Annotated in this window: 20 protein-coding genes and 1 tRNA gene; 11 read left to right on the plus strand and 10 right to left on the minus strand. The window is 64.1% G+C overall.

All coding sequences use genetic code 11. The features are described 5' to 3' along the window. Nucleotides 1–52: 52 nt before the first annotated feature. A complete protein-coding gene (locus LV82_RS04355; RefSeq protein WP_104069497.1) occupies nt 53–907 on the plus strand; it encodes an arginyltransferase in 855 nt (284 codons plus the stop codon). A 129-nt stretch (nt 908–1,036) separates the two neighbouring features. Here the strand turns inward: LV82_RS04355 and LV82_RS04360 are convergent, their stop codons facing one another. The 3 genes from LV82_RS04360 to LV82_RS04370 form a co-directional block, all read right to left on the minus strand. Continuing rightward, nucleotides 1,037–3,394 (minus strand): TRAP transporter large permease, encoded by a 2,358-nt coding sequence (locus LV82_RS04360; protein WP_104069498.1) that lies wholly within the window; start codon nt 3,392–3,394, stop codon nt 1,037–1,039. Nucleotides 3,395–3,408: 14 nt separating this feature from the next. Then, complete coding sequence (locus tag LV82_RS04365; protein ID WP_104069768.1) at nt 3,409–4,335, minus strand: TRAP transporter small permease subunit; 927 nt, start codon at nt 4,333–4,335, stop codon at nt 3,409–3,411. 97 nt (nt 4,336–4,432) lie between these two features. Further along, entirely contained in the window at nt 4,433–5,521 is a 1,089-nt protein-coding gene (locus LV82_RS04370; protein WP_104069499.1) for a TRAP transporter substrate-binding protein, read from the minus strand. Between the two features lie 175 nt (nt 5,522–5,696). On the opposite strand from LV82_RS04370, the gene LV82_RS04375 reads away from it, so the two are divergent. The 5 genes from LV82_RS04375 to ilvN all read left to right on the plus strand — a co-directional run bounded on the left by LV82_RS04375 (nt 5,697) and on the right by ilvN (nt 11,465). After that, nucleotides 5,697–7,166 carry a cache domain-containing protein gene (locus tag LV82_RS04375; protein ID WP_104069500.1) on the plus strand — a complete coding sequence of 490 codons (1,470 nt, stop codon included), beginning with the start codon at nt 5,697–5,699 and terminating at the stop codon, nt 7,164–7,166. Continuing rightward, complete coding sequence (locus LV82_RS04380; RefSeq protein WP_104069501.1) at nt 7,163–7,795, plus strand: response regulator transcription factor; 633 nt, start codon at nt 7,163–7,165, stop codon at nt 7,793–7,795. Before LV82_RS04375 ends, LV82_RS04380 begins: the two co-directional genes overlap by 4 nt. 112 nt (nt 7,796–7,907) lie before the next feature. Beyond that, on the plus strand, nt 7,908–8,828 hold the full coding sequence (locus LV82_RS04385; protein WP_104069502.1) for a calcium/sodium antiporter: 921 nt from the start codon (nt 7,908–7,910) through the stop codon (nt 8,826–8,828). A 295-nt stretch (nt 8,829–9,123) separates the two neighbouring features. Continuing rightward, the gene (locus LV82_RS04390; RefSeq protein WP_104069503.1) at nt 9,124–10,878 is read left to right on the plus strand and encodes an acetolactate synthase 3 large subunit; all 1,755 of its coding nucleotides are present in this window, start codon (nt 9,124–9,126) and stop codon (nt 10,876–10,878) included. Nucleotides 10,879–10,904: 26 nt separating this feature from the next. Further along, nucleotides 10,905–11,465, plus strand: a complete 561-nt coding sequence (gene ilvN / locus LV82_RS04395; RefSeq protein WP_104069504.1) for an acetolactate synthase small subunit — start codon at nt 10,905–10,907, stop codon at nt 11,463–11,465. A 95-nt stretch (nt 11,466–11,560) separates the two neighbouring features. Here the strand turns inward: ilvN and LV82_RS04400 are convergent, their stop codons facing one another. The 6 genes from LV82_RS04400 to pdxH form a co-directional block, all read right to left on the minus strand. Further along, on the minus strand, nt 11,561–11,800 hold the full coding sequence (locus tag LV82_RS04400) for an EF-hand domain-containing protein (protein WP_104069505.1): 240 nt from the start codon (nt 11,798–11,800) through the stop codon (nt 11,561–11,563). Between the two features lie 351 nt (nt 11,801–12,151). Beyond that, nucleotides 12,152–15,802: a vitamin B12-dependent ribonucleotide reductase gene (locus tag LV82_RS04405; protein ID WP_104069770.1), complete on the minus strand. Its 3,651-nt coding sequence runs from the start codon at nt 15,800–15,802 to the stop codon at nt 12,152–12,154. Between the two features lie 416 nt (nt 15,803–16,218). After that, nucleotides 16,219–16,295 (minus strand) — tRNA-Pro (locus LV82_RS04410). Nucleotides 16,296–16,335: 40 nt separating this feature from the next. Beyond that, nucleotides 16,336–16,818, minus strand: a complete 483-nt coding sequence (locus tag LV82_RS04415; protein WP_170063350.1) for a DUF192 domain-containing protein — start codon at nt 16,816–16,818, stop codon at nt 16,336–16,338. Then, nucleotides 16,815–17,348, minus strand: coding sequence for a cold-shock protein (locus tag LV82_RS04420; protein ID WP_104069506.1), 534 nt, complete (start codon nt 17,346–17,348; stop codon nt 16,815–16,817). The genes LV82_RS04415 and LV82_RS04420 overlap by 4 nt, the downstream gene beginning before the upstream one ends. 102 nt (nt 17,349–17,450) lie before the next feature. Further along, nucleotides 17,451–18,056: a pyridoxamine 5'-phosphate oxidase gene (gene pdxH, locus LV82_RS04425; protein ID WP_104069507.1), complete on the minus strand. Its 606-nt coding sequence runs from the start codon at nt 18,054–18,056 to the stop codon at nt 17,451–17,453. Nucleotides 18,057–18,226: 170 nt separating this feature from the next. On the opposite strand from pdxH, the gene fabI reads away from it, so the two are divergent. The 5 genes from fabI (at nt 18,227) to trpE (ending at nt 24,202) form a co-directional block, all read left to right on the plus strand. Continuing rightward, complete coding sequence (fabI, locus tag LV82_RS04430; protein WP_104069508.1) at nt 18,227–19,048, plus strand: enoyl-ACP reductase FabI; 822 nt, start codon at nt 18,227–18,229, stop codon at nt 19,046–19,048. A gap of 4 nt (nt 19,049–19,052) precedes the next feature. Next, a complete protein-coding gene (gene gpt, locus LV82_RS04435) occupies nt 19,053–19,559 on the plus strand; it encodes a xanthine phosphoribosyltransferase (protein WP_104069509.1) in 507 nt (168 codons plus the stop codon). Nucleotides 19,560–19,574: 15 nt separating this feature from the next. Beyond that, nucleotides 19,575–20,750, plus strand: a complete 1,176-nt coding sequence (locus tag LV82_RS04440) for an aminotransferase (protein ID WP_281259911.1) — start codon at nt 19,575–19,577, stop codon at nt 20,748–20,750. A gap of 71 nt (nt 20,751–20,821) precedes the next feature. Next, nucleotides 20,822–22,675 carry a peptidyl-prolyl cis-trans isomerase gene (locus LV82_RS04445; protein ID WP_104069511.1) on the plus strand — a complete coding sequence of 618 codons (1,854 nt, stop codon included), beginning with the start codon at nt 20,822–20,824 and terminating at the stop codon, nt 22,673–22,675. A gap of 12 nt (nt 22,676–22,687) precedes the next feature. Further along, on the plus strand, nt 22,688–24,202 hold the full coding sequence (gene trpE / locus LV82_RS04450; RefSeq protein WP_104069512.1) for an anthranilate synthase component I: 1,515 nt from the start codon (nt 22,688–22,690) through the stop codon (nt 24,200–24,202). A gap of 58 nt (nt 24,203–24,260) precedes the next feature. Here the strand turns inward: trpE and LV82_RS04455 are convergent, their stop codons facing one another. Further along, on the minus strand, nt 24,261–25,853 hold the full coding sequence (locus LV82_RS04455; protein ID WP_146065120.1) for a divergent polysaccharide deacetylase family protein: 1,593 nt from the start codon (nt 25,851–25,853) through the stop codon (nt 24,261–24,263). Nucleotides 25,854–25,948: the final 95 nt, after the last annotated feature.

Genomic DNA, 25,948 nt, shown 5'->3' on the forward strand with positions numbered 1-25,948 from the left:
GCCAAGCTCTTGTTACCCTCGGCCCTGCTTCGGTCGTCCCATCACGGATATCATGCGTCACACGCTGCCAATTGCCCCGCAGTTCTATGTAACGGCTGCACAACCCTGCCCCTATCTGGACGGCAGGCATGAACGCAAGCTGTTCACGGCCCTGCAGGGCGATACAGCTGAAAAGCTGAACAACGCCTTGTCGAAACAGGGCTTTCGCCGTTCGCAGAACGTGCTGTACCGGCCATCATGTTCGGATTGCTGCGCCTGCCTTTCGGCGCGTATTCGGGTGGCGGACTTCAAACCGAACAAGAGCCAGCGCAAGACGCTGAAGCGCAACGCCCATCTTCGCCGTGAAGCCACAAGCCCCTGGGCGACCGAAGACCAATACGCATTGTTCCGCCGCTATCTGGACAGCCGCCACGCGGATGGTGGCATGGCCGACATGGACATATTCGAATTCGCCGCGATGATCGAGGAAACGCCCGTTCGCACGCGCGTGATCGAATATTCCGAAAGAACACAGGAAGGCAGCGATCGCGGTCGGCTGGTGGGTGTCTGCCTGACCGATGTCCTGGATGATGGCCTGTCGATGGTCTACAGCTTCTACGAGCCCGAATTGCGTGCGAATTCGCTGGGCACATACATCATCCTGGACCATATCGAACTCGCGCGCGAAGTCGGCCTGCCCTATGTGTATCTGGGCTACTGGGTGCCCGGCAGCCGCAAGATGGGCTACAAGGCCGCGTTCTCGGCGCTGGAGATCTACAAGCACGGCAAGTGGCAGGATATCGGCGATCCGAACAGCCACAGCACCGAAACCCACCCTCTCGAGGTCGAACCGATCGCAGAGCAGGTTGCGCGGCTTTCATTGCCAGAGGCCACACCGCCCAGTCGGCGCGGCTCCTTCGATACTTGATTCTGGCAATGTCGCGGCGGATACGCCGCGCCCCGCGGCGCCGCTGTGGCGCCACTGTCCAACTCATGACCAAATGCAAAACGGGCGAAGCATCCCTGCCCCGCCCGTTTTCGTTTCCCACATCGCCGATCAGTTGCTGGGCAACAGGTTGGGCACGATCGTCACGATCCCCGGGAAAGCCCAGAGCAGCGCCAGACCGATGACCTGAATCAGGACGAAGGGCGCCACGCCGCGATAGATCTGGCCCGTCGTCACGCTGGCCGGCGCGACACCGCGCAGATAGAACAGCGCGAAGCCGAAGGGCGGCGTCAGGAACGACGTCTGCAGGTTGACCGTGATCATGATCGTCACCCAGCTGGGATCATAGGTCCCGCCATAGATCACCGGACCGACGATCGGCACGACGATATAGATGATCTCGAGGAAATCCAGCACGAAACCCAGCAGGAACAGAACCACCATCACGATCAGGAACGCGGTCCATTCCTCCTCGAAGGAACGCAGGAAGCTCTGGATGTAATGCTCGCCACCGAACGAGATCAGCACCAGGTTCAGCACCTGCGAGCCGATCAGGATGGCAAAGACCATCGAGGTGACCTTGGCCGTCTCGCGCACCACGGGCTTGAGCACCGAGGCGCGCAGCAACACCCAGCAGGCATAGAAGATGCCGAACATCGAGAAGAAGTAGAACCCGCGCGCCACGTAATAGGCGACAAGATCGACCGTCGTCAGGTCGGGACGGTTGATGCGCAGGTCGAAATTGATGCCCATGAGGATCATCAGGATGATGGCAAAGGACGCCATGATGATGATCGCACCCGACCGGTTCTGTTCGTGCAGCTTGCGATAGGCGGCCAGAAGAAGTGCACCGCCCGCGCCCAGAGCCGCTGCCGGGGTCGGGTTGGTGATCCCCCCAAGGATCGACCCCAGAACCGCGACGATCAGGACCAGCGGCGGAAAGACGACACGGATCAGGTCGTTATGCGCCATCGATCGCGCGGCAAACCAGACGCCGTAGCAGACCAGCGCATAGGGCAGCGCAAGCCAGGCCAGGCTTGCGGCCGGCCCCATCGTGGGCGGAATCGCGACCGCATCGACGATCAGCGCCAGGACGATCCCGATGGCTCCGACCAGCAAGGGCCGCGGATCGGCCGAGGGCGACACGCCACGCGCAATCGCAAGGACCAGCCCGGCCAGAACCAGCAGCGTGGCAACGCCAGTGCCGACCGGCGCGGTATTCGCGATCTTCTCGGCCAACGCAGCCTGCATCTCTTCGGGGCTGCGCTTGTGCGCCCGCTCAACGCCACCCGATGCGTCGATCGCGGCCTGTTCGGCCACCGCGCGGTCCCATGCCTCTTGCCCGTGCAGGGCGATCATGGATGCCTTGCACTGTTCCGAGACATTGGTGCGAAGCGACGCCGTCTGACCCGCATCGGTAAAGCTGTCGACCGTCAGGTCCTGCGAACCGATCAGGCCAACCTGCACTGCCAACAGCGCGCCTCCGATCAGCCCCAGGGGGGCCAGCGCAAACCACCGGATCGCCTCGGACCGCGTGATGATTTCGCCGCCCACGGGTTCGAGCGACACGGGCGGGGCCTTGTCGGGCCGCACCAGCGCATAGCCAAAGGCATACAGGGCATACAGCGCGGCCAGCATGATCCCCGGCAGAAGCGCTGCCTGGAACAGCGTGCCGACCGACAGCACGGCGGCCTTGCCCAGATAGGTCAGCGCATCCGAACAGCCCGCGGCCTGTGCTCGGATCTCCTGCCCCGCAGCGTAAAGATCGCCTGCCATCGTGCCCAGAAGGACGATGACGATCGATGGCGGAATGATCTGCCCCAAAGTACCCGAAGCCGCGATCACCCCCGTCGCCAGTTCCGGCGAATACCGGTTGCGCAGCATCGTGGGCAGGGACAGAAGCCCCATCGTGACAACGGTCGCCCCGACGATGCCGGTCGAGGCCGCGAGAAACGCCCCCACCACGACGACCGATACGGCCAGCCCCCCGGGCAAAGGTCCGAAGACCCGCGCCATCGTGGTCAGCAATTCATTGGCGATGCGCGAACGTTCCAGCGTGATGCCCATCATCACGAACATCAGCACCGCCAGCAGCGTCTCGATCGACTGGCCCGCGAAGACGCGTTCGTTCATGCGGTTGACGATGAACGAGATGTTGCGATCCATCGCCACTTCCCATCCCTGCGGGAAGAGTGGCTCGAAGGCGCGTGGCAGATCCGGATAGTTGAACTTCGATATCTCGATCTCGGGCACGCCCTGCGCAAGCAGCGCGCGATAGGCCTCGGATGTCGTGTCGACATATTCGTGAGTCAACAGCCCCGCGCTGTCCAGGCCGGCGATGATGGCAAAGGCGATCAGCCCCGAGCCGCCCAACGCAAAGGCCACCGGAAAGCCGGACAGGATCCCGCCAAAGAGGCACAGGAAGACGATGATCAGGCCGATTTCGACCCCGTCAAGTCCAAGAAACATTTCGGATTGTCCCCTTAATGCGTGCCTTCATAGGCTTCTTCGCCTTCGCCCAGCGTATCGCGGTCAAGATACTTGCCTTCGGATGCCGGGCCTTCGATCAGCTCGAGCAGCGAGCGGCAGAAGAAGGCATAGGCATGTATGAAGACCAGCGCGACGTAGGACAGGATCAGCAGCTTGAACAGGAAATACATGTCAAAGCCATTGGGGCTGAACCCGATCGTCTCGATGTTCCAGCGAACCGCGCGCGCCTTCAGCAGAAGCTTGTCAAGACCATCCGAAGCCGAAGGGTTCGGCACGATCATCACGCGCCAGAAGAAGAACCACGCGAAGATCCAGGTCACTATCGCCACCGGCATCATGAAGATCAGCGACCCCAGCATGTCGATCAGCTTGCGCCAGCGATAGGATACCGCGGCATAGACCAGATCTACCCGCACATGTCCGCCCTGGACGAAGGTATAGGTCACGCACAGCGCGACGATCATGGCGTTGTAGAGTTTCAGCTCTTCCGACCACCACGACAGATCGCGGGCAAAGCCGATGCCGAAGAATCCGAACTCGATCTGTGCCACGCGGAAGATGCGTTGCAGAAAGACGATGGCGATCTGCTGAATCACCATGATCAGACCGACCCAGGCCACCGTGCGGCCAATCGCGTTGGCAAAGGCTTCAAGCCCACGAACATAGGCCCACATGATCGGCCGACGGAACAGACCGATCACGGTCAGCACGATCAGGAATGCCAGGACGACGAACAGGAATTCCTTGGATGCACCGTAGTAGACGAAGCGCATCAGCGACTGCTTCACCTCCAGATCGGGCATCGGCTTGTTGATATAGGGCAGCCAGGCAAGCCACTCCCCCGGGTGGGTGATGGCATAGAAGAAATTGACGAACGCCTGAAGGATACTGCCGAAGAAGTCCGCGATGGCGCTTACCATCCGCTCCCCCCTTGCTGCGCTGGCATGGCCGCGGCCGGCGGCCAGATCAATGACGCCCCCGGTCACAGGGACCGGGGGCGCATGTCAGGCCGGGCGATCAGCCACCCAGCACGCGGTCACGCTGACGCGTATACGTGCCGTCGGACATCTTGATCCAGGCCGAGGACGACTTCATCGAGGCCATGTAGCTGTCATAGACCTTCTTGTAGATCTCGTCGCCCATGTTCTCTTCGTGGACTTCCTGCGCAGCCTTGCCGAAGGCGTCCCAGACCGAGTCCGGGAATTCCATCGTCTTGACGCCCGCCGATTGCAGCCGCGCCAGAGCAGCCGAGTTGTTCGACAGGAACTGGGCCAGGTTCCACTGGTTGGCTTCGCCCGCGGCGATCTCGATGACCTTCTGCTGGGCCGGCGTCAGGCTTTCGAAGACTTCGCGGTTGGTCGCCAGCGAAAGGCCCGCACCCGGTTCGTGGAAGCCGGCGGTGTAGTAGATCTTGGTGATCTCCTGGAAGCCCGCCTTTTCGTCGGCCCAGGGGCCGATCCATTCGGTGCCGTCGATCGCGCCCGAGGCCAGCGCCTGATAGACCTCGCCGCCCGGCAGGTTCTGAACGCTGGCGCCCAGCTTGCCCAGCGCCTTGCCGCCCAGGCCCGGCATGCGGAACTTCAGGCCGTTGAAATCTTCGGGCCCCTTGATTTCCTTGCGGAACCAGCCGCCCGCCTGGGCGCCGGTATTGCCGGCCAGGAACGACTTCAGGCCAAAGATCTGGCCCAGCTCGTCATGCAGCCCCATGCCGCCGCCGTGGTAGTACCAGTTAGCCAGTTCCTGCGCCGTCATGCCCATCGGCACCGAGGTGAAGAAGGCATAGGCGGGATGCTGGCCGACGAAGTAGTAGTCGGCGCCGTGATACATGTCCGCCTGACCCGAGGTGACGGCGTCGAAGACCTCGAAGGCGCCGACGAGCTCGCCCGCGGCCTTCAGATCGATCGTCAGCTCGCCATCGGTCATCGCGGTGATCATGTCCGCGCAGCGCTGGGCGGCGTCATGCACGCCCGCAAGGCCGCGGCCCCAGGTCGTGACCAGCGTCAGCGTGCGCTTGCCCTGGGCATACATCGGCGCAGCCAGCGTCGATGCGGCAGCCGCGGTGGCGCCACCGACGGCGGCCTTGGTCAGAAATGAACGACGATCCATGTTTTGTTTCCCTCCCTTTAAGCGATGCCCGCCTTGCGGGCGGATCGTTGATACCGATCCGGACACTAGCGACGATTTCACCGCTTGGGAATACCGAGAACTGCGTAGGCCCGGGATTGACGGCGCCCGGATCCCGGCGCAAGTACACCCCGGTACAGACGGGAAGGAATGCGAGATGGCGCGATCTTTGCCCCTTGCCGCCCTGTGGCACAGGGCGCGCCTGAATTACGGGCAAAAGATCTGGGCGGTGGCCACGCTGCCGCTGATCCTTGCAGCGACCTTCATCGCGGTGCTGATCGCCTATCAGTCCAGCGAATTGGCGCGGCGCGAGATCGCGGGCCTTGAGACGCGCCTGATCGACGCCAAGAAGGAAGAGCTGAAAAATTACATCAGCCTTGCACGAACGGCCATCGGGTTCATCTATGGCAATGCCGCCCCCGATGACCGGGATGCCAAGACCCGCGTGGCCCAGATCCTTGCCGCGATGCAGTATGGGCAGGACGGCTATTTCTTCGTCTTCGACTATGACGGAAACAACATAGTCGCGCCACGACAGACATGGCTGATCGGACGGAACTGGCGCGGGCTTGCCGATCCCGAGGGCACGCCCGTGGTGGACGAGCTGATCCGCATCGCACGACAGGGCGGCGGCTATCACAGCTATGTCTGGCCAAAGCCCTCGACGGGCAAGGAGGCCCGGATGATCACCTATGTCGTCGGCCTGCAAGACTGGCGATGGGCCGTGGGCACGGGGGTGTTCGTCGATGACATCCTTGATCGCGTAGCCGCGGCGCGCGCCGAAACCGAGGCGCGCATCGACCGCACATTCGCGTGGATCGCGCTTCTTGCGCTGGGTTCGGTCGTTGCGGTCTTCGCGTCGGCAATGGGAATCACGATCCGCGAACGCCGGCTGGCCGATGCCAAGCTGAAACGCCTGACTCAGCGCATCATCGACACGCAAGAGGAAGAGCGCAGCCGCGTGGCGCGTGAGCTGCACGATTCCATCTCGCAATTGTTGGTCGGTGTTCGATATGCGCTTGAACTTGCCCGACGGCGGCTGGGCGCGAATGACCCGCGCGCGGCCGACAGCCTGACAGCCGGGATCGAGCATCTGCATACCGCGATTTCAGAGGTGCGCCGCATCAGCCGCGACTTGCGCCCGGCCGTGCTCGACGATCTTGGGCTGGGGCCCGCGCTTCAGACCCTGCTGGAGGAGTTCGGGAAGCGAACCGGCATTGAAACGGAATTCGAAACCGTGGTCTTTCGCAACCGGCTGGATCAGGAAGCCAAGATCGCGCTATATCGCGTGGCGCAAGAGGCCCTGACCAATATCGAAAAGCATTCCGGGGCAACGCGCGTGCGGATGCTGGCACGCGGCGACAAGGCGGGCGCCCTGTTGCGGATCGAGGACAACGGCTGTGGCCTGCCCTCGGCACGCGGAAAGTCCGGGGCCGAGGCCGGCCTTGGCCTGCGCAACATGGCCGAGCGCATGGAACAGCTTGACGGAACGTTGCGCATCCTGTCTTCGACGAACGGCACCATCATCGAGGCGCGCGTGCCGCTGTCCCACATGCTGCCGCCCGACGAGCGCGCAGACGTGGACCACAGGACGCGGGCCGCAAGCAAGGGGGGGACGGGCCGATGATACGCATTCTGATCGTCGACGATCATCCGATGGTCGCGGAAGGCATCCGCGCGATCCTTGAAACATGGGAAGATATCGAGGTCGTCGATACCCTGTGCAGCGGCCAGGACGCCGTGGATCGGATCGAGGCGCTGCGTCCCGACATCGTGCTGATGGATCTGAACATGCCGCGCCTGAACGGATTGTCCGCCACCGAGATGATCCTGGAACGCTGTCCCGATTGCCGCATCCTGATCCTGTCGATGCATGACAGCCCCGAATATATCGCCACCGCACTGCGGCACGGGGCGTCGGGCTACGTGCTGAAGGATGTGCCGGTCGAGGAGATCCGCACCGCCATCGACCGGGTCATGGCAGGTGAGCGCTATCTGTGCAATGGCGCGACGGCCAGCCTGAAACCCAACACCTCGGACGGCCGCGAGCCGCTGACGGGGCGGGAACAGACGATCCTGCTAGAACTGGCCCAGGGCAAGTCCAACAAGGAGGTCGCCGCGGCGCTGGATATATCCGTGCGCACGGTCGAAACGCATCGCAAGAACATCAAGCGCAAGCTGGGCATCTCGACCACCGCCGGCCTGACCCGCTATGCGCTGGAGCACGGCGTCCTGCAGGGCACCGGCCAGCTGTGAGCGCCATTCGCCCGGGTCGCGTCCGCAACGAATGGGGGAAAATCGGGCCCAAGCCCTTGCAATCCCGCGCCAGACCACGATCTAGCCCGAAAACGAAACACGGGAGCGACGGGTGACCTATCTTCTTTTCACGATTGGCCTGACGGGCCTGTTTCTTGGCGGTGAAGTCCTGATCCGCGGCGCCGTGGGCGTGGCGCGCCATTTCCACGTCTCACCGCTGATCATCGGCCTGACCATCGTGGGCTTTGGCACATCCGCGCCCGAACTTCTGGTCGGCGTCCAGTCCGCGCTGGCGGGTGTTCCGGATATCGCGGTTGGCAATGTCGTGGGGTCGAACATTGCGAACATCCTGCTGATCCTTGGAACCGGGGCAATGATTGCCGTGGTGCCGATGCAGTTCGGGCGGATGATACGCGATTTCGTCGTGATGCTTGGGGCAACGATCCTTGTCTGGGTGCTGATGCTGAACGGCGCGCTGGGCCGCGCCGAAGGCGCCGTTCTGGTGGCGGGGCTTGCGATCTATATGTGGTTGTGTCTGCGCAACGCCGCCGGCGCTCATCCGCCAGAGATCGACGAACCGGTCCGGCCGCTCTGGCAAAGTGCGGCCATGGCCTTGGCGGGGCTGGTCATCCTTGCAGTCGGGGCCCGGCTGCTGGTCTTCAGCGCCACGGATATCGCACGCAGCTTTGGCGTGTCGGAAGCCGTCATCGGCCTGACGATCGTGGCGATCGGCACGTCGCTGCCCGAACTTGCAACCGGCATTCTGGCCGCAATCCGCAAGCATGGCGATCTTGCCGTGGGCAACGTGCTTGGATCGAACGTCTTCAACCTGCTGGGCATCCTTGGCGCGACGGCACTGGTCAAGCCTATCCCGATCGACCCGCGGTTCACGACGCTGGACCTGCCGCTGGCGCTGATCGCCTCGCTGGCCATGGCCGGTTTTGCCATCTTCGCGGGTTATATCGGCCGGATCGGGGGCGTTGCGCTGCTGATCGCCTATGCCGGCTACGTCGGCACGATGGGATCGATCTGACGCGTCGGCATTTCGCGAATATTTCGCGTCCCGGATCAGGTCTGGCAACAAACGGGCGCCGTTACCGCCCCTGCGGACACAAAGTTGCGCATTTTGGCAGTTGACGCCCGTTTCGCACATGCCTAATGTCCGCTGCACGGCAGCAGACAAGGGCGCGCAAGCGATGAACCTTATCGTAGTACTTGGGAGGAGGTGGCGCATGGGCCGGTGACGGTTGACCATGATGGTTCCCATGCGCCCCGGCAAATCCCGGGGCTTTTTGTTGCCAGGAACGGCACGGACGGAGAAACAGGACATGTCACGGCAGATGACCGGTGCGAAAATGGTGGTGCAGGCGCTGAAGGATCAGGGTGTCGAGGTGGTCTTCGGCTATCCCGGCGGCGCGGTCCTGCCCATCTATGACGAGCTGTTCCAGCAGAACGACATCCGCCACATCCTGGTGCGCCACGAACAGGGCGCGGTGCATATGGCCGAAGGCTATGCCCGATCGACCGGCAAACCCGGCGTGGTGCTGGTGACGTCGGGACCGGGCGCGACCAATGCGGTGACGGGCCTGACCGATGCGCTGATGGATTCGATCCCGATCGTCGTCCTGTCGGGTCAGGTTCCGACCTTCATGATCGGTACCGATGGTTTTCAGGAGGCCGACACGGTTGGGATCACCCGCCCCTGCACCAAGCACAATTGGCTGGTCAAGGACACGGACAGGCTGGCCGAGACGATCCACCAGGCATTCCACGTCGCCACGAAAGGCCGCCCCGGCCCCGTGCTGATCGACATTCCGAAGGATGTGCAGTTCGCCTCGGGCACCTACGTTCCGCCCAAGGCCGCGAGAACCGATCACTACCAGCCCCGGGTCAAGGGGGATATCGAGGCGATCACACGACTTGTCGAACTGATGGAAACGGCCGAGCGGCCGATCTTCTATACCGGCGGGGGCGTCATCAATTCCGGCCCGGCGGCCAGCCAGCTTCTGCGCGAGCTGGTGGATGCGACGGGATTCCCCATCACCTCGACCCTGATGGGGCTCGGGGCCTACCCGGCCAGCGGCAAGCACTGGCTGGGGATGCTGGGCATGCACGGCCTGTACGAAGCCAACATGGCGATGCACGACTGCGACCTGATGATCAATCTGGGCGCGCGCTTTGACGACCGTATCACCGGACGGATCGCCGATTTCAGCCCGCATTCGAAGAAGGCGCATGTCGATATCGACCCCTCGTCGATCAACAAGGTGATCCATGTCGATATTCCGATCGTCGGCGATGTGGGGCATGTGATCGAGGATATCCTCAAGGTCTGGAAGGCCCGTGGCCGCAAGGTCAACCACGAGGGTCTGGCCAGATGGTGGGCCCAGATCGAGGAATGGAAGAAGGTCAATTGCCTATCCTACAAGCCATCCGACAAGATCATCAAGCCGCAATACGCCCTGCAGCGGCTGGAGGCCCTGACCAAGGATCGCGACCGCTACATCACGACCGAAGTCGGCCAGCACCAGATGTGGGCCGCGCAGTTCCTGGGCTTCGAGGCGCCGAACCGCTGGATGACGTCGGGCGGATTGGGCACGATGGGATATGGCCTGCCCGCCTCGATCGGCGTCCAGATCGCCCATCCCGAGGCGCTGGTCATCAATGTCGCGGGCGAGGCCTCGTGGCTGATGAACATGCAGGAAATGGGCACGGCGGTGCAGTTCCGCGCTCCGGTCAAGCAGTTCATCCTGAACAACGAACGCCTTGGCATGGTGCGCCAGTGGCAGCAGCTGCTGCATGGCGAACGCTATTCGCAAAGCTGGTCCGAGGCCCTGCCCGATTTCGTCAAGCTGGCCGAGGCCTTTGGCTGCGGCGGCGCCAAGGTGGACAATCCGGCCGATCTGGACGACGCGATCCGCATGATGATCGACTATGACGGCCCGTTCATTCTGGACGTCCTGGTCGAAAAGCACGAAAACTGCTTCCCGATGATACCTTCGGGCAAGCCGCATAACGAGATGCTGCTGGGCGACGCCTCGACCGAAGGCGCGATCCAGGCTGGCGGCGCGGTGCTTGTGTGATCGCGCGACAAGGAGGAACGGGGCAAATGTCGGCACTGAAGATCAAGAGAGGCGCATCCAGCCATTCGGCCTATGACCTGCGCGACCCCCACGCGGAGCTGAACGAGACCCACACCCTAGCCGTTCTGGTGGACAACGAAGCTGGCGTTCTGGCGCGCGTGATCGGCCTGTTTTCCGGGCGAGGCTACAATATCGAAAGCCTGACCGTGGCCGAGGTCGATCATCAGGGCCACCGGTCGCGCATCACGATCGTCACGCGCGGCACCCCCAGCGTGATCGAGCAGATCAAGGCCCAGCTTGGCCGGCTGGTGCCGGTGCATGACGTGCATGACCTGACGGTCGAGGGCCCCGCGGTCGAACGCGAGCTGGCGCTGTTCAAGGTCGTCGGCACCGGCGAAAAGCGCATCGAGGCTCTGCGTCTGGCCGAGATCTTTCGCGCCAATGTCGTCGATTCGACCTTGCAGAGCTTCGTGTTCGAGATCACGGGAACGCCCGACAAGATCGACGCCTTTGCCGATCTGATGCGCCCCTTGGGTCTGACCGACGTGGCGCGCACCGGCGTGGCCGCTCTCAGCCGCGGCGCCTGAACCGGAATGCTTCGACAACGAAAAGGGCCCCGAAGTCCTGCTTCGGGGCCCATCGTCTTCTGCGCTATCGTCCTGACCGTTCGCCAGTGACGATATCAGTTGGGCAGAACGCCCGCTTCCTGCGCAGCGGCCAGCTCGTCGGCATCCACCTGGCCGTCACCATTGGCGTCGACGGTGGCAAAAACCTCGTCGGTCAGATCGGGATAGGCAGCGCGCAGCTCCTCGATCGAATAGGTGCCATTGCCGTCGGTGTCGCTGACAACCGTCTGCGCATTGGCCGCCACGGCCAGGATTGCTGTGCCAAGAACGAGAGCCAGCGTGTTGATCGTTTTCATTGTCGTCTCTCCTGTGTAGCGGTCCGCACCATCACAGGCTTGGATCCGCAGTCGCAAGATATGGCCCCCTGACAAACCCCTTCAAGTGGCCCAGGGGTCGCTTCCGCGCCATGCGCACGAAGTCGCAATGCCAATGCGCGGTTTGCCGCCAAGGCTGCGCAGATTTGCGCGCAAACGCCCATTCACCGAAACGGGCGCACCCCCTTGCGAGAAAGAAAGCGGGGGGCCATGGCCCCCCGAAGTTCTGGCCGTTCAGGCTCGGCCTTGGTACCGCTCGTCGCTTCTTGCCTGCGGCCTGAACCGGTGGGCGGGTCCGATCTGGCCGGGCCCGCCAGTTTCACTGTCCCATTCTCAGCTGCAGCCGCTGGTGCCGCCGCAGGTATTGCACTTCAGGCAGGTGCCATTGCGCACCAGCGTATAGTTTCCGCATTCGCCGCAGGGATCGCCTTCGTAGCCCTGCAGCTTGGCCTTGGTGCGCGCATCCATCGTCACGCTTGCCGCCGCCACCGCGGTTTCCGAGGCAACAGCGGCCACTGCCGCGGCCTGGGTCGCAATCGACGCGGCGTCCTCGACCGATGTGCCGCCCAGGCCAATCAGCTCCTGCGGCAGGCGCTTGCGCAAGTAGCCGGTCGAGGAGATCTGCTTCAGCACTTCCAGCGACTTCGATGTCTGGTCGACACTGGCCGCGGCCGTTCCCCGACCCTCGTCCGCGCCGCCGCCCAGATCATCGAAGGACGCGCCCTGCGGCTTCACATGGGCCAGATCCGTGCGGTCGAGATAGCTGATCGCCAGTTCACGGAAGATGTAGTCAAGGATCGACGTCGCCTGCTTGATCGAGTCGTTGCCCTGCACCATGCCCGCCGGTTCGAACTTGGTGAAGGTGAAGGCGTCCACGAATTCCTCCAGCGGCACGCCATATTGCAGGCCGACCGACACCGCGATGGCGAAATTGTTCATCATCGCCCGGAAGCCCGCGCCTTCCTTGTGCATGTCGATGAAGATCTCGCCCAGCGAGCCATCGGAATATTCGCCCGTGCGCAGATAGACCTTGTGGCCGCCCACGATGGCCTTTTGGGTATAGCCCTTGCGCCGATCGGGCAGCTTGCGACGGCCCCGCGCGACCTCCTTGACGATGATCTTCTCGACGACCTTTTCGGCCAGGACGGCGGCCTTTTCCTGCGGGCTGCCCGAAGCCAGGATTTCCTCGGCCTCGTCGTCGTCCTCGACCAGCGCCGAGGCCAGAGGCTGGCTCAGCTTCGATCCGTCACGATAGAGCGCATTGGCCTTGACGCCCAACTGCCAGGAAAGCTCGTAGGCCGCCAGAACATCCTCGATCGTGGCCGAGTTCGGCATGTTGATCGTCTTGGAGATCGCACCCGAAATGAAGCTCTGCGCGGCCGCCATCATGCGGATATGGCTTTCGACCGAAAGGAAGCGCTTGCCCTTCTTGCCGCAGGGATTGGCGCAATCGAAGACCGCGTAATGCTTCGGATCCAGATGCGGCGCACCCTCCAGCGTCATCGTCCCGCAGACATGGTCATTGGCTTCCTCGATCTGGCGGCGGGTAAAGCCCAAATGCCGCAACAGGTCGAAGGACGGGTCGTTCAGCTTCTCGGCCGGGATGCCCAGGGTCTCGCGGCAGAATTCCTCGCCCAGCGTCCACTGGTTGAAGACGAACCGGATGTCAAAGGCCGTGGGCAGCGCGGCCTCGATCCGGTCCAGCTGCTCCTTGCCGAAGCCGTGGCCGATCAGCGTCGTGTGGTTGATGCCGGGGCAATTGCCAAGGCTGCCATGACCCACGGCATAGGCGACGATCTCTTCGATCTCGGCGCTCGAATAGCCCAACTTTTCCAAGGCTGCCGGAACCGAACGGTTGATGATCTTGAAATAGCCGCCGCCCGCGAGCTTCTTGAACTTCACAAGGGCAAAGTCGGGCTCGATCCCGGTGGTGTCGCAGTCCATCACAAGGCCGATCGTGCCGGTCGGCGCAATCACGGTCGTCTGCGCGTTGCGATAGCCATGCGCCTCGCCCAGTTTCAGCGCATCGTCCCAGGCCTTGCGGGCAAGCTCGGACAGGGTCTTGTCGGGGCAGTTCGCGTGGTCCAGCGCCACCGGCTTGACGGCCAGACCTTCATAACCGTCGGTTTCGCCATGCGCCGCGCGGCGATGGTTGCGGATCACGCGCAACATGTGGGGCGCGTTGCGCTCATAGGCCGGGAAGGCCCCAAGCTCGCCCGCCATCTCGGCCGAGGTCGCATAGGCGACGCCCGTCATGATGGCCGTCAGCGCACCGCACAGCGCTCGGCCTTCATCCGAGTCGTAGGGCAGACCCATGTTCATCAGCAGGCCGCCGATATTGGCATAGCCCAGACCCAGCGTGCGGAAATCATAGGATCGCTGTGCGATCTCCTTGCTGGGGAACTGCGCCATCATCACGCTGATTTCCAGCGTGATCGTCCACAGCCGCGTGGCGTGAACATAGGCCTCGGCATCGAACTTTCCGTCGCGATAGAAGGTCAGAAGGTTCATCGACGCCAAGTTGCAGGCCGTGTCGTCAAGGAACATGTATTCCGAGCACGGGTTCGAGCCGCGGATCTCGCCATCCTCGGGGCAGGTATGCCAGGCGTTGATCGTGTCGTGGAACTGGATGCCCGGATCGGCGCAGGCCCAGGCGGCATGGCCCACCTGCTGCCACAACTCGCGCGCCTTCACGACCTTGGCAACCGAACCGTCCGTGCGGCGGATCAGCTCCCAGTCGGCATCCTCGCGCACGGCCTTCAGGAAGGCATCGGTCACACGCACCGAGTTGTTCGAGTTCTGTCCCGAGACCGACGCATATGCTTCGGAATCCCAGTCCGTGTCATAGGTCGGGAATTCGATGCTGTCATAACCCTGGCGGGCATAGTCCAGCACGCGCTTGACATAGGTTTCGGGGATCATCGCCCGGCGCGCGGCACGGATCGCGGCCTTGAGTGCGGCGTTCCTTGCCGGGTCGCAGGCGTCCTCTTCGGCGCCATCCCATTTGCGAATCGCGGCAAAGATCTCGTTCAGGTGTTTTTCGTGGGTCTTCGAGCCCGCGACCAGCGCCGCGACCTTCTGCTCTTCGATCACCTTCCAGTTGATGAACTGTTCGATGTCGGGGTGATCCATGTCCACGATCACCATCTTGGCCGCGCGCCGCGTGGTGCCACCCGACTTGATCGCGCCGGCGGCCCGGTCGCCGATCTTCAGGAAGCCCATGAGCCCCGACGACTTGCCGCCCCCCGACAGGGGCTCGCCCTCGCCGCGCAGGCTCGAGAAGTTCGTGCCCGTGCCCGAGCCATACTTGAACAGGCGCGCCTCGCGCACCCACAGGTCCATGATGCCGCCTTCGTTCACCAGGTCATCGCTGACCGACTGGATGAAGCAGGCATGCGGCTGGGGATGCTCATAGGCCGAGGCCGACTTGACCAGCTTGCCGGTGAAGGGATCGACGTAGAAATGCCCCTGCGCCGGGCCGTCGATGCCATAGGCCCAGTGCAGCCCGGTGTTGAACCATTGCGGGCTGTTGGGCGCGGCCATCTGGCGCGCCAGCATGTAGCGCATCTCGTCGAAATAGGCCCGCGCGTCTTCCTCGGACGAGAAATACCCGCCCTTCCAGCCCCAATAGGCCCAGGCGCCGGCCAGCCGATCAAAGACCTGACGGGCCGAGGATTCTCCCACGAAGCGTTCGCTTTCGGGCAGCTCGGCAAGCGCCGCCTCATCGGCGACCGAACGCCACAGGAATTCCGGCACGCCCTTTTCGCGCACCTTCTTCAGCCGCGCGGGCACGCCGGCCTTGCGGAAATATTTCTGTGCCAGAACGTCCGAGGCAACCTGGCTCCAGCTTTCGGGGACTTCGACGCGATCGTTGCGGAAAACGACGGTGCCGTCGGGATTGCGGATTTCCGACACCGTGGTCCGAAACTTGATGCCCGCATAGGCATCTTCCCCGGCCTTCGTGAATCTGCGTTCGATCTTCATCTCTGTCCCATCCTTGGTCGTCACATGCGCGGCGCGCGAAAACTTCGACTGACAGACGGACACACCTTCCCAGCCGCGGGCAACGGCCCCGCGTCGACGCCGACCTTGACGTCGGTGCGAACGGTTGGTGATCCAGCCTGCCACTAAATATTGTGGCCTACACTCTGCAGAACACAAACTGACGTAGCGGGCGCCGGTTGGTCAACGAATTTTTTTCGCTTTTCCACAGCGATTTTCTGTTGACGAAGGCCGCATGGCGGGCCGGCTTGATTCACCTGTGGGGCGCCGCCTCTCGCCGCCGGAACCGACTCGGCCGAAACATTGCTTGCGTTTCCAAGGATTGACGGGCGCAGTTCGCACGCCGTCTGAAATCCGGGGCGACCCCGGTGCGGGACGGACGCGGAGCGGCAGGTGAATGGTCGGGGCGGCGAGATTCGAACTCACGACCTACGGTACCCAAAACCGTCGCGCTACCAGGCTGCGCTACGCCCCGACGAAGCAGTCTCTAGCCCGACACGCGGTCAGAGGCAAGCTCAGGAACACGGCCACAGGGCTTTGTCCTGATCCAGCCGGGGATGACGCATGACCGCCCCCGGCCCCAGTCCCAGCGCCCTGGCCAGGCCGCCGTTGATTTCCAGCACCATCACCGTATCCGAAGGACCGGGGATGGGCGTCAGATCCAGAGGCTTTGCCATCGAATGCACGGCCGTGACGCGGCCATCGGGCGCGACAAAGATCATGTCCAGGGGAATCAGCGTATTCTTCATCCAGAAGGCCACGGGTCCGGGGCGGTCATAGACGAACAGCATCCCCGCCCCGCGCGGCAGACTTTCGCGGTGCATCAGCCCCCGCGCACGCTCGGACTCGTCATCGGCAATCTCGACCGAGAATCGCGCGGCCCCTCCGTCCCAGCGGAACTCGGCCACGCCCGGCGCGCAGGCCGCCCACGACGCGCCAGCACAGACGAACAGTCCGGCAGCAGCACACGCAAGGCGCGAGCGCCAATGACGGATCACTTCTGCGCTCCGCGCAACGCGACGTCCCAGGCATTCACCTGCGCAGCCATGCGCCCGCGCTTTCCCTCGATCACCCGCAGGCAAACGGCCTCGCCGGGCTGAAGATCGGCAAAGCCGGACCGGCGCAGCACATCGATATGGATGAACACATCCTCGGGCCTGCCAAAGACATTGGCAAATCCGAATCCCTTGGCCTTGTCGAACCATTTCACCCGCGCGGGTTCCAGCGGCAGCGCAAGGATCTGCTGCATGTCAGCCTCGGAAAGATCCGGTATCGGCGCGGTATTCTCCTCTGGCGGCAGGATCTCGATCACCTCGACCGCCTGGGCGCCGCGCGCCGTCCTCTGAACGATGACCTTGATTCGAGCATTGTCCGCGACCGAGCTTTGGCCGAAGTTCCGCAAGACATTCGCATGCAGAAGGATATCGCCTTCGGCACCATCGCCGACCACGAAACCGAATCCCTTGCCGGGGTCGAACCATTTCACGCGGCCCGTAACCACGTTCTGGTCCTGTTGTTGTTCTGCCATTGTCCGTTTCCCAATCCCGACGTGACCCTGTGCAGTAAGGGCCGGGCTGTATTCCAGGTTGAACGTGAACATCGGCACTCGGTAATCGCTCTGTGCGTTACATCACGGGTAAAGGCGCGTGACATCCCACGATCCGTCCGGACTGGCGCGGCGCCACCGGAAACGGTCGTGCAGCCTGAAAGGCCCGTCCGCCCAGAACTCGATTTCCAGGGGCGTGATCCGAATGCCGCCCCAGAAGGGCGGGCGCTTTGGATTCACCCCCTGTTCCGCCGTGACGCGCGCGACTTCGGCAAGCAATGCCGCGCGCGACGAAAGAGGTTCGGACTGACGCGAAGCCCACGCACCCAGCCTGCTTTTCAGCGAACGCGAGGCGAAATAGGCATCTGCCTTTTCCCCCTCTTCGCGACTTGTCAGGCCCCTTACTCGTATCTGTCGTCTTAGCGACTTCCAGTGTAGCACGAAAGCCGCCTTGCCGGATCGGGCGATTTCCTTCGCCTTAACCGACCCGTAATTCGTGTAGAAGATAAAGGCGTCCGGCTCAATCTCTTTCAACAGGACCATGCGTACATTTGGCAGGCCTTGTTCATCCACCGTGGCAAGCGCGATGGCATTGGGGTCGTTCGGCTCCAACGGCTCGGCCTCGGCCAGCCAGCGGCGCGCAATCGCGAACGGATCATCCCCGGCGAAGATACCTGTCCGGTCAGTCATGTCTTTCCCTTCCCCGACCGAACACACCACACTGGCGCGCACATCGCAAGCATGGTTGCGACGCTCGGGGTGATCGACGCGCCATTTCACCGGCAGCCTGCCCAGTCTTGAAGCCGGGTGCAACTTCGCCTAATGCTTGCAAACCAATCGAAATCGGCACGGGGACAGACATGGCGACCAAACTCATGGCCGGCAAACGCGGCCTAATCATGGGCGTGGCGAACGACAAGTCGATCGCTTGGGGAATCGCAAAGGTCTGTGCCGAACACGGTGCCGAGATCGCGTTCTCCTACCAGGGCGAAACCTTGCGCAAGCGGGTGCAACCACTGGCCGATCAGATCGGCGCGACCGAGCTGATCGAATGTGACGTCTCGCAGCCCGAGTCGCTGGACGCGCTCTTTGACCGGCTGAAGCAGGTCTGGGGCAAGATCGACTTCCTGGTTCACGCGATCGGCTTTTCGGACAAGAACGAACTGCGCGGCCGCTATGTGGACACCAGCCCCGAGAACTTCCGCATGACGATGGATATCTCGGTCTATTCCTTCACCGCGGCGTGCCAGCGCGCTGCGGCGATGATGCCCGATGGCGGCTCGCTTCTGACACTTACCTATTATGGCGCGGAACGGGTCATGCCGCACTACAACGTGATGGGCGTCGCCAAGGCCGCGCTCGAGTCCAGCGTGCGCTATATCGCCGAGGATCTGGGCAAGGATGGAATTCGCTGCAACGCGATCTCGGCCGGTCCCATCAAGACGCTTGCCGCCAGCGGCATCGGCGACTTCCGATATATCCTCAAGTGGAACGAGCTGAACTCGCCATTGCGGCGCAACGTGACGCAGGAAGAGGTCGGCAAATCCGCGCTCTACCTTCTGTCGGATCTGGGCTCGGGCGTCACCGGCGAGGTGCATCACGTCGATTGCGGCTATCACGTCGTCGGCATGAAGGCGGTTGACGCGCCCGACATCGACGCCGTCACCGGGCGCAAGGAGTAGGACCATGGTCGATCGTCTTCCCCACGAAAAGGGCTTTCACGTGTCCTGGGATCAGCTGCACCGCGATGCGCGGGCGCTGGCATGGCGGCTTGATGGCCGCGGACCCGACGACGGCGCGTGGCGCGCGGTCGTCGCGATCACGCGCGGCGGCATGGCCCCGGCGATGATCGTCTCGCGCGAGCTGGATATCCGCACGGTCGACACGATCTCGGTCAAGTCCTACAACCACCAGAACCAGACCGAACCGCGCGTCATCAAGGCCCCGCAATCGGACATCATGGGCGATGGTGGCGAAGGCGTGCTGATCGTCGATGACCTGGTGGATACCGGCAAGACGCTGGAACTGGTGCGCAAGCTGTTCCCGAAGGCACATTTCGCCACGGTCTATGCCAAGCCCGAAGGGCGGCGGATGGTGGACACCTACATCACCGAGGTCAGCCAGGATACCTGGATCTTCTTCCCCTGGGACATGGCGCTGCAATATGTCCAGCCCTTCCGCGGGACCGACTGACCGCGCGAGGGAGTCGTGTACCCGCTGAACCCATCGATCGCGGCCACCTCCGCACCACCGATCATGGAAGCGCGCGGCTGGCTGCGCGGCATGGTCTTTCCGCCCGACCGCCCGCTGATCGATGTCAGCCAGGCCGCGCCGATGGAACCGCCGCCCACGGAACTACGGCATGCGATCGCGCAGGCGGCGCTGAACGATCCGCAGGCCCATCTGTACGGCCCGGTACTTGGGTTGCCCGAACTGCGCACCGAGATTGCCACGCGCTGGTCAGCGGCCTATGGCGGCCGGATCGCCGCGGATGAGGTCGCGATCACGCAGGGATGCAATCAGGCCTTTTGCGCGATCATGGCAACGATTGCCGGACCGGGCGATGAAGTCCTGCTGCCCGTTCCGTGGTACTTCAACCACCGCATGTGGCTCGAGATGCAGGGCGCCCTGCCCGTTCCACTGCCGACCGGTGCCGACCTGCTGCCCAACCCCGATTCGGCCCGGGCCCTGATTACGCCACGGACGCGCGCGATCGTCCTGGTATCGCCGAACAATCCGGGCGGCGTGGAATACCCGGCCCGGCTGTTGCGCGCCTTCTTCGATCTGGCGCGCGAACACGATCTGGCGCTGATCGTGGACGAAACCTATCGCGATTTCGATTCGCGCCCCCAAAGACCGCATGACCTTTTCGCCGAAGCCGACTGGCGCGGCACGCTGGTGCATCTTTATTCCTTTTCCAAGATCTTTCGCCTGACCGGCCATCGCGTGGGCGCCATCATCGCGGATGCAGACCGACTGGCGCAGGTCGAAAAATTCCTGGATACCGTGGCGATCTGTCCCTCTCAGCTGGGGCAGATGGCTGCACTCTGGGGGCTGAGGAACCTTGGCGACTGGGTCGCAGCCGAACGCGCCGAGATCCTTGCCCGCCGGGAAACCCTGACCCGGGGCATCGAAAGACTTGCGGGGTGGCACCTGAAAGGCTGCGGTGCCTTCTTTGCGCTGGTCGAACATCCCCACCCCCTGCCCTCGCCCGACCTTGCGCGCAGACTGGTGGCCGAGGCGGGCGTGCTGACCTTGCCCGGCACGATGTTCCGCCCCGCCGGCGACCCAGATGGCGCGCGCGAGCTGCGGCTGGCATTCGCCAATATCGACCGCGCGGGGATCGAAACCCTGATCGCCCGGCTGACACGGTGGCACCCCTGAGCGCGGGCCTTGCCGCGCGCGCGGCGGTGGCCTAAGAACCCCTGAGCAAACGAACCTGGGAGCGGACCCGCATGTCGAACCCCTTGCGCAGCAAGAAGCGTGGCAACACCATAATCTGGATTCTGGTGGGTATGCTGATCCTTGGCCTTGGCGGATTCGGCGCGACCAATTTCGGCGGCACGGTCCGGTCGATCGGCTCGGTCGGCGACAAGGAAATCGACCTGCGTGACTATGCGCGCCTGCTGCAACGCGAAATGAACGCCCTTTCGGCCCAGATCGGTCGCCCGGTCACCTTCCAGGAGGCACAGACACTGGGCCTTGACCGCCAGGTACAGGCGCGGATGTTTGCCTCGGCGGCGCTTGACGACGAGGCCGCCCGCATCGGCCTGTCGATCGGCGACGAAGAAGTCGGCCGGCGCATCCTGGGGATCGAGGCCTTTCAGGGTATCGATGGCACCTTCGACCGCGAGGCCTACAAGCTGGCGCTTCAACGCGAGGGCCTGACCGAAGCCGAATTCGAGGAGCGCCTGCGCGAAGAGGCCGCGCGCTTCATCCTGCAGGATGCCGTGATGGGGGCGACCGTCGCCCCGCAGGTGATGGTCGACCGCCTTGCCGCCTGGGTACACGAAACCCGCAGCTTTACCCTGGCCGAACTGACCGCCTCCGACCTGCCGGAACCGGTGGGCGAACCCGGCGAGGACGACATCCGTGCCTACTACGAGGCGCATCCCGATTTGTTCACCGCCCCCGAGACGCGCCAGATCACCTATATCTGGCTGACGCCCGAGATGCTGCGCGACGAGGTCGAGATCGACGAGGAAGCCATTCGCAAGCTGTATGAGGACCGGATCGACGAATTCGTCACGCCCGAGCGTCGTCTTGTCGACCGGTTGGTCTATCCCGACGAACAGAGTGCGACAGAGGCGAAGGCGCGCCTTGAAGCGGGCGAGGCGACATTCGAGGACCTCGCCGCCGAGCGCGGCCTGACCCTGTCGGACATCGATCTGGGCGAAGTGACGCGTGACGATCTGGGCAACGCGGCCGACGCCGTCTTTGCCCTGACCGAACCCGGCGTCGTGGGGCCGATCCAGACCGACCTTGGCCCGGCCCTGTTTGCGATGAACGGCATTCTTGACGCCCGCGAGGTACCTTTTGAAGAAGCGCGCGATGAACTGGCCGGAGAGGCGCTGCTGGATCGCGCGCGGCGCGTGATCGCCGATCGCATGGACCAGATCGAGGACCTGCTGGCCTCGGGCGCCTCGCTCGAGGAGGTCGCGCAGGAAACCGGCATGAAGCTGGGGCAGATCGCCTATGCCCCGGACAGCGAAGACGAAATCGCCGGCTATTCTGCCTTCCGCGAAGCGGCCGAAAAGGCCCGGACCGAGGATTTCCCCGCGCTGGAATCGCTGGAAGACGGGGGCATCTTCGCGCTGCGGCTTGACCGGATCGACCCCCCGGCCCTGCGACCGATGGAGGAGGTGCGCGATGAGGTCATCGCCTATTGGCGCCGCGAAGAGACGCTGAAACGCCTGCGCGAGCTTGCCGCCGAAATCGAAGCGCGCGTCGCCGAGGGGACCCCGCTGTCCTCGACCGGGCTTGTCACCACGCGGTATGAACACTTCCGCCGGAACGGGTTCCTGTCGGGCGCGCCGCAGCAGGTCGTCGAGCGGGTCTTTTCGCTCTCGAAGGGGCAGACCGCGATCGTTGACGACGGCGAGACCGTGTTCGTTGTCGCGGTGGACGATATCCACGCTGCGGACCCCGAAGACGAGGAACTCCGCGCGACCCGTGAAGCCCTGGATGCCCAGATCGCCCAGGCGATCGGGACCGACATGCTTCAGGCCTTCACCGCCGCCGTTCAGGAACAGGCCGGCATCAACCTGAACACGGCGGCCCTGAACGCGGTGCATGCACAACTGAACTGAAGGACCGCATTCGTGCAGATCTCGCCCAGCTTTGACGAATTTGCCCGCGCCTGGGAGCAGGGAAAGAACCAGCTGGTCCATGTGCGACTGGCGGCCGATCTGGATACGCCGGTCTCGCTGATGCTGAAGCTGGCCGATGCCGGGCCGATGAGCTTCATGCTGGAAAGCGTCACTGGCGGCGAGGTGCGTGGACGCTACTCGGTCGTCGGGCTGAAACCCGATCTGATCTGGGAATGCCGGGGCGAAGGCAGCCGGATCAATCGACAGGCGCGCTATGATTCCGATGCGTTCGAGGATCAGCCCGATCACCCGCTGGAGGCCCTGCGCGCATTGATCGCCGAAAGCCGCATCGAGATGCCACAAGGCATCCCGGCAATCGCCGCGGGGCTGTTCGGTTATCTGGGCTATGACATGGTCCGGCTTGTCGAGCACCTGCCCAACGTCAAGCCCGACCCGATCGGCGTGCCGGACGCGGTCCTGATCCGACCGACGGTCGTGGCGGTGCTGGACGGCGTGAAGGGCGAGGTCACGGTCTGCTCGCCCGCCTGGGTATCGTCAGGCCTGTCGGCCCGGGCGGCCTATGCACAGGCGGCCGAACGCGTGATGGATGCGGTTCGCGATCTCGAGCGCGCGCCCGTCGGCAGCAGCCGTTCTCTGGGCAATGCCGCGCATCTGGGCGAGATGACGTCGAACTTCACCCCCGAGGGCTATCGGGCCGCCGTCGAGAAAGCCAAGGAATATATCCGCGCGGGCGACATCTTTCAGGTCGTTCCGTCGCAGCGCTGGACGGCCGAGTTCAACCTGCCGCCCTTTGCCCTGTATCGCAGCCTTCGACGCACGAACCCGTCGCCTTTCCTGACATTCTTCAATTTCGGCGACTTCCAGATCGTTGGCGCCAGCCCCGAAATCCTGGTCCGCGTGCGCGATGGCGAAGTCACGATCCGCCCGATCGCTGGCACCCGCCCCCGGGGCCGCACCCCCGAGGAAGACCGCGCGCTCGAGGCCGATCTGTTGGCCGACCAGAAGGAGCTGGCCGAACACCTGATGCTGCTGGATCTAGGCCGCAACGATGTCGGCCGCGTGGCGCGCATCGGCACCGTGCGCCCGACCGAGAAATTCATCATCGAACGCTATAGCCATGTGATGCACATCGTCTCGAATGTCGTTGGCGAGCTGCGCGAGGACCAGGACGCGTTGTCGGCCCTGCTGGCCGGCCTGCCCGCGGGCACGGTCTCGGGCGCGCCAAAGGTCCGCGCGATGGAGATCATCGACGAACTCGAGCCGGAAAAGAGAGGCATCTATGGCGGCGGCGTCGGCTATTTCGCGGCCAATGGCGAGATGGATTTCTGCATCGCGCTGCGCACGGCCGTGGTCAAGGATGGCAAGCTGTATATCCAGGCCGGAGGGGGCGTCGTCCATGACAGCGACCCCGAAGCCGAATTCCAGGAAACGGTGAACAAGGCCAAGGCGTTGAAGGCCGCGGCCGAGGCCGCCGGGATGTTCGTCGATACCGGCCGCAACAGCTAGGGCCGCAAGCCTGTATCCTGCGCAAGAATGGCCCGCCGGGCGGCGGGCTTCGGCCCCGTCACTGCCGGCTCAACAGCACCGCCGACACCGGTGCCACGACCATGTTGCTTGCACCATCCGCGACCCAGGCCTTCAGGCTGGCCACCGTTTCCGGACGCGCGCGCCCCAGAACGACGACTTCGCCCGAACGGCGGGCGTCAAGCGCTGCCATGTCAAGATAGCGCCGGATGGACAGGCGCGACTCGCCGCGCGCATCCAGCAGCCGATCGATGCTGGCGCTTGGCACGCCGAGCGACTCGGCAACCTGCCTGGCAGCATTCAGACCGCGCTTGACGCTGACCAATGCGCGGCCATCCTCGGCTGCCAGCTCGGCCACGTGCTGGGCAAGCGTCCTGTCTTTTTGCAACGGACTTGTCGGCAGGCTGACGATCCCGATTGCCTCGGGCACGGCCTCAAGGAAGCCTTGCCAGGCAATCTCGACATCCGAGGCGGCCGCATTTGCGGGCATGTCCGGGAACAGGATCGCGACCTCCAGACCAGCAGCGCGCAACGCACGCGCCCGGGCGGCGGCGTTCGGCGCAAGCGGGTCCACGGCAACCGTGACCGGCTGTCCGATCGCGGCGATCTCTTCGGCCTTCATCGGCGCGTCCGGTTCATCTGCAAGAACGACCGCAACCACTGGGGCGCCGTCGGCTCGCTCGACGCGGACGGCGAAACGCTCCAGCGCCGTGACCGTAGCGGGCGCCTCGGCTTGCTCGACTTCCTCGGCGGGCTCTGCCTGTTCCTGGACCGGATCGCCGATCCGCGGCAGACGGATGGCGCCATTGCCCGGCGCGGTCAGACCGGTCTGCACGCCCAACTCGTCTTGCGATGGGGTATCCGGCTCGGGCTCGACCGCGATGACCTTCGGCAGATCCGCGCCGGGCTGCGCGACGTCAGCGGCAGGCTCGCTGGCGGGGGTGACGATCCCGCTTTCGGCTGGCGGCGCGGGCGCGATCGCCGGGGGCTGAGTGATCGACCGGTCGATCGCGGGCGAGGCATCCGGGCTGTCCACCATCTGGTCCAGGCCCTCGCCCAAGCGTGCGGGGTTTTCGTCCTCGACCGCCTGCGGCAGGCTTTCTGATCCTTCGGTCGGCGCGTCGATCCCGTCGGGAATGGATGTCGCGGCTTCGGGAACGGGCGCGGGCAATCCATCGCTCGGCCGAGGCGTCGCGTCGGCTTCCGGCACACTGGGCGATGCGACCTCGGGCGCCTCGGGTGCGGGCTCGACTGCCGGGGCCATGGGTTCCGTGTCGGGCCGCTCGCGCGTGAATTCGGATCCCGCGGGCGGTTCCACGATCGGGGTTTCGGGGCGGTCTGCAGGCTGTGGCTCTGCTTCGGGGATGGGCGCGGGCGGTTCCGCATCGCCCGGTGCGGGCACCATCGGTTCCTGCGCGGGCGGTTCCTGCGCGGGCTCGGGACTGGCCGGGGCGCTTGCGGCTTCCGGTGCCGCGAAGTCCTGCGGCGGAACTTGCGCGTTGGCATCCGAAAGGTCGGTCGCGCCGATACGTTCGGCAATGCGCACGGGCGGCGCCATCAGCGAAACCCCCGCAAGCGCAAAAGTGCTGACCACCGTGCCGGCCAGCAGGCCCCGCATCACACCACCTGCCACGACTGCCTCCGCCTGTTCCGTCCTGCGTTTCGTCTTGTTCGGGGCCGCGTCATCCCTTGACCCGGATGCGCGGCTCTGACCATGTATAGCGCGAT

Source organism: Albidovulum inexpectatum (assembly GCF_002927635.1).
GTDB lineage: Bacteria > Pseudomonadota > Alphaproteobacteria > Rhodobacterales > Rhodobacteraceae > Albidovulum > Albidovulum inexpectatum.